Annotated in this window: 6 protein-coding genes and 4 pseudogenes; 5 read left to right on the top strand and 5 right to left on the bottom strand. The window is 55.0% G+C overall.

All coding sequences use genetic code 11. From position 1 onward, the window contains the following. The 5 genes and pseudogenes from FTT88_RS16555 to FTT88_RS16535 all read left to right on the top strand — a co-directional run. Positions 1-75, top strand: a pseudogene (locus FTT88_RS16555) (IS6 family transposase); the annotation flags it as partial. A gap of 47 nt (positions 76-122) precedes the next feature. Further along, positions 123-443 (top strand): annotated as a pseudogene (locus FTT88_RS16550) (recombinase family protein); the annotation flags it as partial. 177 nt (positions 444-620) lie between these two features. Continuing rightward, on the top strand, positions 621-1,481 hold the full coding sequence (gene aac(3)-IIe / locus FTT88_RS16545; protein ID WP_000557452.1) for an aminoglycoside N-acetyltransferase AAC(3)-IIe: 861 nt from the start codon (positions 621-623) through the stop codon (positions 1,479-1,481). Between the two features lie 12 nt (positions 1,482-1,493). Then, positions 1,494-2,036 carry an AAA family ATPase gene (locus FTT88_RS16540; protein WP_002063889.1) on the top strand — a complete coding sequence of 181 codons (543 nt, stop codon included), beginning with the start codon at positions 1,494-1,496 and terminating at the stop codon, positions 2,034-2,036. A 581-nt stretch (positions 2,037-2,617) separates the two neighbouring features. Beyond that, complete coding sequence (locus tag FTT88_RS16535) at positions 2,618-2,809, top strand: hypothetical protein (protein WP_040234282.1); 192 nt, start codon at positions 2,618-2,620, stop codon at positions 2,807-2,809. 163 nt (positions 2,810-2,972) lie between these two features. On the opposite strand, the gene FTT88_RS16530 is transcribed toward FTT88_RS16535, so the two are convergent. The 5 genes and pseudogenes from FTT88_RS16530 to FTT88_RS16515 form a co-directional block, all read right to left on the bottom strand. Further along, a complete protein-coding gene (locus tag FTT88_RS16530; RefSeq protein WP_004197549.1) occupies positions 2,973-3,158 on the bottom strand; it encodes a hypothetical protein in 186 nt (61 codons plus the stop codon). Positions 3,159-3,430: 272 nt separating this feature from the next. Next, positions 3,431-4,024, bottom strand: coding sequence for a DUF6596 domain-containing protein (locus FTT88_RS17480; RefSeq protein WP_306424839.1), 594 nt, complete (start codon positions 4,022-4,024; stop codon positions 3,431-3,433). Between the two features lie 25 nt (positions 4,025-4,049). Beyond that, positions 4,050-4,810, bottom strand: a protein-coding gene (locus FTT88_RS16525) for an IS5-like element ISKpn12 family transposase (protein ID WP_085947932.1) whose coding sequence is annotated in 2 segments (ribosomal slippage) — positions 4,050-4,486 and positions 4,486-4,810 — 762 coding nt in all. Because the reading frame shifts where the segments join, the coding sequence is not laid out codon by codon here. A gap of 288 nt (positions 4,811-5,098) precedes the next feature. Then, positions 5,099-6,571: pseudogene (locus FTT88_RS16520) on the bottom strand (Tn3-like element Tn3 family transposase); the annotation flags it as partial. A gap of 53 nt (positions 6,572-6,624) precedes the next feature. Next, positions 6,625-6,699 (bottom strand): annotated as a pseudogene (locus FTT88_RS16515) (IS6 family transposase); the annotation flags it as partial.

Here is a 6,699-nt window from a genome sequence, read left to right as displayed (position 1 = left end):
GGCCAGGCCTCAGCATTTTATTATGGTGATCCCCTGGGCGAAATGCGCCTGGTAAGCAGAGTTTTTGAAATGTAAGGCCTTTGAATAAGACAAAAGGCTGCCTCATCGCTAACTTTGCAACAGTGCCAGAGTTTGATGCTCAGGGTGTCGCGGTTCGGTTTATTGACGACGGGATCAGTACCGACGGTGATATGGGGCAAATGGTGGTCACCATCCTGTCGGCTGTGGCACAAGCTGAACGCCGGAGGATCCTAGAGCGCACGAATGAGGGCCGACAGGAAGCAAAGCTGAAAGGAATCAAATTTGGCCGCAGGCGTACCGTGGACAGGAACGTCGTGCTGACGCTTCATCAGAAGGGCACTGGTGCAACGGAAATTGCTCATCAGCTCAGTATTGCCCGCTCCACGGTTTATAAAATTCTTGAAGACGAAAGGGCCTCGTGATACGCTTATTTTTATAGGTTAATGTCATGATAATAATGGTTTCTTAGACGTCAGGTGGCACTTTTCGGGGAAATGTGCGCGGAACCCCTATTTGTTTATTTTTCTAAATACATTCAATTTCGTTCCACTGAGCGTCAGACCCCGTATAGTGTTTTGCAGTTTAGAGGAGATATCGCGATGCATACGCGGAAGGCAATAACGGAGGCAATTCGAAAACTCGGAGTCCAAACCGGTGACCTGTTGATGGTGCATGCCTCACTTAAAGCGATTGGTCCGGTCGAAGGAGGAGCGGAGACGGTCGTTGCCGCGTTACGCTCCGCGGTTGGGCCGACTGGCACTGTGATGGGATACGCGTCGTGGGACCGATCACCCTACGAGGAGACTCTGAATGGCGCTCGGTTGGATGACAAAGCCCGCCGTACCTGGCCGCCGTTCGATCCCGCAACGGCCGGGACTTACCGTGGGTTCGGCCTGCTGAATCAATTTCTGGTTCAAGCCCCCGGCGCGCGGCGCAGCGCGCACCCCGATGCATCGATGGTCGCGGTTGGTCCGCTAGCTGAAACGCTGACGGAGCCTCACGAACTCGGTCACGCCTTGGGGGAAGGGTCGCCCGTCGAGCGGTTCGTCCGCCTTGGCGGGAAGGCCCTGCTGTTGGGTGCGCCGCTAAACTCCGTTACCGCATTGCACTACGCCGAGGCGGTTGCGGATATCCCCAACAAACGATGGGTGACGTATGAGATGCCGATGCTTGGAAGAAACGGTGAAGTCGCCTGGAAAACGGCATCAGAATACGATTCAAACGGCATTCTCGATTGCTTTGCTATCGAAGGAAAGCCGGATGCGGTCGAAACTATAGCAAATGCTTACGTGAAGCTCGGTCGCCATCGAGAAGGTGTCGTGGGCTTTGCTCAGTGCTACCTGTTCGACGCGCAGGACATCGTGACGTTCGGCGTCACCTATCTTGAGAAGCACTTCGGAGCCACTCCGATCGTGCCAGCACACGAAGCCGCCCAGCGCTCTTGCGAGCCTTCCGGTTAGAGGCCGTCGACAATGATAATCTGGATCAACGGACCTTTCGGCGCCGGAAAGACGACTCTCGCTGAGCGGCTGCGCGATCGGCGTCCGAAATCGCTGATCTTTGACCCTGAGGAAATCGGGTTCGTGGTGAAAGAAACGGTCCCCATACCAGCGAGCGGAGACTATCAGGATCTCCCCTTGTGGAGGGGACTTACGATCGCTGCGGTCAGCGAGATTCGCAGGAATTACTCGCAGGACATCATCATCCCAATGACGCTCGTGCACCCGGACTATCTGACTGAGATACTCGACGGGTTAAGGCAGATCGACGATCAGCTGCTGCACATCTTTCTGATGCTTAACGAGGACCTATTGCGTCACCGGATCTCGAACCAGACCATGCATCCTGACCCGAATCGGAATGCGGAGATTCGAGAGTGGCGATTAGCGAATGTCGCCCGATGCTTGGCCGCAAGGGAACGGCTTCCGTCCACAACCCGTGTTCTCGATAGTGGTGCACACACCAGCGATGAACTTGCAGCGATGGTGCTCGACAGACTCGATCAGCGCACCTGATCGCCTTCGACGCCTGCGCAAAGGGTAGCGCGAGGGTGGTGGTCTCAGTCTGCTTTGCGATTATTCTCCTAAGCCGTACCGCCTGACGGTCGGTTTACGTGACGCGAATGGGCGACTTCCGTTTCGGAAAAGCACCACCGCGGCATAGAGACGCCAGCTGCCGAAGCCTCCGCCTTGAAGGGACACGAACCGTCGACCCGCAAGTTGGTCTACTAAGTGATTGAAATCCAAACGCTCAGGCAAGCGGGGTGTCGGCTGTAGCGTAACGTTAAATTATAGAACCTAAAGCTCCAAATGCTAAATGGTATCAAGGGGCCAAATAGCGGCGGCTACAGTCGCCGCCTTTAACGGATAACAACCCGCAACGACTTTCGAGCCTGATTGGCTTCGCACGGCCTAGACACCAGGGTTGCACATATTTCCAGCATACAATTACACTATAGCTGGATCAAGCCCAAGGTGCACGCCGTACTACGACGCACTTGATCTAAAGTTGGCCCTTATCTCATTGAGACGGATAAAGAAACTCCTCGCAAAGCTCGATTTGTGGCTTCAGCATCGCGGTTCGGCGGTGGACCGCCGTGGTCATCGGCTTCATCGGAGTGCTTCTCGTGGTCAAGCCGGGCTATCTGCCGTTCCAATTGGGTCATTTGGCTGCCATCGGCACCGGGCTGGCCACGGACGCGGCAATCATCATCCTCAGGCGCGTCGGCGGAAAGGTGAAGACCACCAGCATGCTGGGCATCAGTGCCCGGCGCTTGCAGCGCGGCTGAGGCACGACATATGAAGGCGTAGCTGGAAACCCCCGTCAGGCCAAAATTGGCGACAGGGTCTAGATCCCTTATTCTAAAGCGCGGACCGACCCATAGTCGCTATTGGAGTGTCTCAAGCCGCAGGTCGTAGAAACGGCCGAGGCTCCTCAAATGATCGACGATGTCAGCAACAGATGGTCACGCTTTCCTTATCGCTGGCAGATTTTATCGACCACCTCACCAACACGGTCGAAGTCTTCTGCCAGCAGATCGCTCTCTGCAAAACATAGCAATCTTGTCCTACTGCGGTGATTGGGCAGCCGGTGGCGAAGATCTCATCAACGAAATCCGGGATCTGATCTTTACGCATTTCATCCTCCTGATGGCAGGGCGCCGATCGCATGATCTGAATAAGGTATGATCGTCATGGCTGACTGACCGCGCGACGCTTTCAGCGGCGTTGAGGCATAACCGGAGAGCCGCCGTTCATACGTGATGCGGCCTGCACATAGGAAACATGTCCTCACCGTAGAAGTGCAGCCGGATATGATGGCGCCGGCACAGCCAGCGGACGTTCAAAGGCTCGTCATACCTGTCATGATGCGCGTCCACGTGCGCGCAATCACCGTCAATCGACTGATGTTATCCAACATCTGTCCGAGACCCTGCCAGGCATTCCTCAGCGCGCGTGACCAAGAACAACTTTTGAGGTAGGTTGGTGCTGAGTACGGCCGCAGCCTGATAGGCTGCCGCAGCTTGGTCTTGGAAACCAAGACGCGAAAGGAAATCCGCCCGCGTCGCGTGAAAAAGCGGGTAGGTCTCCACGTCCCACTCGTCCTCAATCGCCTTAAGGACCGCCATCCCTGCAGCGGGGTTCATGGCCCACGACACAGCGACTGCTCGATTGAGGGCAACTACGTATGTAGGGCTCAACAGGAAGAGCGCGTCATATCTCGCCAGTATCTCTCGCCAATTGGTGTCTCGAAAGCTCGCAGCCCGCGCGTGACAAGCAGAAATCAACGCTTGCAGAAGATACCATCCAGTGGGAGACGACATGCGGCATGCTCGCTCAACTATCTCCAGACCTCGACGTATGAGCAATCGATCCCACAAGCCACGATCCTGACGATCGAGCGGCACTGGCAAGCCTTGACGATCTTGTCGGGCAAGCAGCCGAGAGCACTGGAGTTCCATGAGGGCTAAAAGACCAAGTACCTCAGGCTCCTCTGGCTTGATATGCGCTAGGGTCAGGACTCATTGCTCATAGCCAGAAGATAACGGTCGCAGCGAGAGCGATGGCGGAGAGAAAGGCCATTGGGCACCGGTCGTAACGCGTAGCGACACGCCGCCAGTCTTTGAGACGCCCGAACATGATCTCGATCCGGTTGCGCCGTTTGTAGCGGCGTTTGTCGTATTTGATGGTCTTCTTGCGGGATTTTCGACCTGGAATGCAGGGAGTGATCCCCTTCGCCTGTAAAGCGTCACGATACCAGTCGGCATCATAGCCACGGTCGGCCAGCAACCATTTGGCCTTGGGAAGTTCATCAAGCAAGGCGGCAGCACCGGTGTAATCGCTGACCTGGCCTGCCGTTATGAAGAAGCTGATCGGGCGACCACTCGCATCCGTTACGGCATGAAGCTTGGTGTTCATGCCGCCTTTCGTGCGTCCAATCAGGCGGCCCGCGCCCCCTTTTTTACCCGCAAGCTGGAAGCCGTGCGGTGGGCCTTGAGATAGGTCGCATCGATCATGATGGTCTTGTGCTCTGCGGCTTCAGGCACGGCCAGACCTTCCATCATCTGGATAAATACGCCCTTGTCGCCCCAGCGTTTCCAGCGGTTATAAAGCGTCTTCGCCGGGCCATATTCCTTCGGCGCATCACGCCAACGCAGCCCGTTGCGGTTGACGAAGATGATGCCGCTCAGAACGCGTCGATCATCAACGCGCTGGCGGCCATGGCTCTTGGGGAAATAGGGCTGAAGACGAGCCATTTGCTCGTCCGTCAGCCAAAACAAATTACTCATCAGTCGGGCTCCTATACGCCCATCTGAATCACAGCCGTCAGTTCAAATCAATGGGTCCTGACCCTAAACACGGCATCCGCCGAAACGGTCGCTCATGCGCGTGAGCTTCTTGGTCCTTCGCTGCTTGCTATTCGCGCGGAGGCGGAGCGGGCGGCGAGACGACGCGGATAAACGCTTGGCCAAAAAGCCACCAACGGCGACGGTCCTCCACCTCGGTCAAGCAGCGAGAGGTAGAGTGATATCTCGATAGGTATAGGGGTCTGACGCTCAGTGGAACGAAAACTCACGTTAAGCAACGTTTTCTACCTCTGACGCCTCTTTTAATGGTCTCAGATGTCCTTTAGTCACCAGTTCTGCCAGCGTGAAGGAATAATGGCCGAGCATATTGATATGTCCGTGGCAAAGCGGGGAGAGGCGTGCGATATCTTCATCATTCAGTGTTTCACCTTGCGCCCGGAGATGATCCAGGGCTGCCTGCATATACATAGTGTTCCATAACACGACGGCGTTAGTGACCAGCCCCAGTGCGCCCAGTTGATCTTCCTGACCGTCGGTATATCGTTTTCTTATCTCACCTTTTTGACCGTGACAGATGGCTCTGGCAACGGCATGGCGGCTTTCTCCCCGATTAAGCTGGGTCAGAATGCGCCGGCGGTAATCTTCATCATCAATATAATTAAGCAGATACAGCGTTTTGTTGATGCGCCCCACTTCAATGATTGCCTGAGTCAGTCCGGAAGGACGTTCACTTTTCAGCAATGAACGGACCAGCACTGAAGCCTGTACTTTGCCCAGTTTCAGGGAGCCAGCGGTCCGGATCATTTCGTCCCACTGAAGGACTATTTTTCGGGGATCTGATTGCCCTCTGGCAATATCATTCAGCACGCCATAGTTGGCATCATGGCCCATTCGCCAGAAAACCGAAGCACCGGCATCAGCCAGGCGTGGAGAAAACTGGTATCCCAGCAGCCAGAAAAGGCCAAAGACAAGTTCGCTGGTACCTGCTGTATCGGTCATAATTTCGGTTGGATTCAGCCCGGTCTCCTGTTCCAGAAGGCCTTCCAGCACAAAGATAGAGTCCCTCAGCGTCCCCGGTATAACGATGCCATGAAAGCCGGAATACTGATCGGACACAAAGTTGTACCAGGTGATCCCTCTGTTATTACCAAAGTATTTGCGGTTCGGTCCGGCATTGATTGTTCTGACTGGCGTAACAAAGCGCATTCCATCTGCAGATGCCACTTCTCCGCCACCCCATATCTGTGCCAGTGGCAGCGTTGCCTGAAAATCAACCAGTCTGGCATTAGCGCTGGTGATAGTTTCAGCCCGCAGATAGTTCGCTTTTGTCCAGTTCAGCCGGTGTCGGGTCAGTGCAGGAACATTTGATCTGATCAGTGGTTCCAGACCGATATTGCAGGCTTCAGCCATCAGCACGGCGCTGATGCTGACGGGCAGATCATCAACTCTGGCACTGGCTTCACTAGCATGGAAAAACTCATCAGCAAATCCGGTATGGGCGTTAATTTCGAGCAGCAACTCCGTTAAATCCACCGGAGGGAGCAGATCACTGATCATTTTGCTCAGTCGTTTCAGACTGTCCGGCTCATCAAGACTGGCGAGGGGAGAAATTGTCAACCGGGGCTTCGGGCCAGAAACATCGAGTTCGACAGCCTCATTTTCGCCAAGACGTGCAGCAACCTGTCTGTAACGACTATCAAGCTGATGACCCAGAGATTTTATTGCTTCCTGCGGGTCTGTCGGGGGCACTGTTGCAAAGTTAGCGATGAGGCAGCCTTTTGTCTTATTCAAAGGCCTTACATTTCAAAAACTCTGCTTACCAGGCGCATTTCGCCCAGGGGATCACCATAATAAAATGCTGAGGCCTGGCC

The sequence above is a fragment of the Acinetobacter sp. YH01024 genome, assembly GCF_013420195.1.
GTDB classification, from domain to species: Bacteria; Pseudomonadota; Gammaproteobacteria; order Pseudomonadales; family Moraxellaceae; genus Acinetobacter; species Acinetobacter amyesii.
The sequence above is the reverse complement of the archived record's forward strand: the minus strand, read 5'-3'. Positions and strand labels throughout refer to the sequence as shown.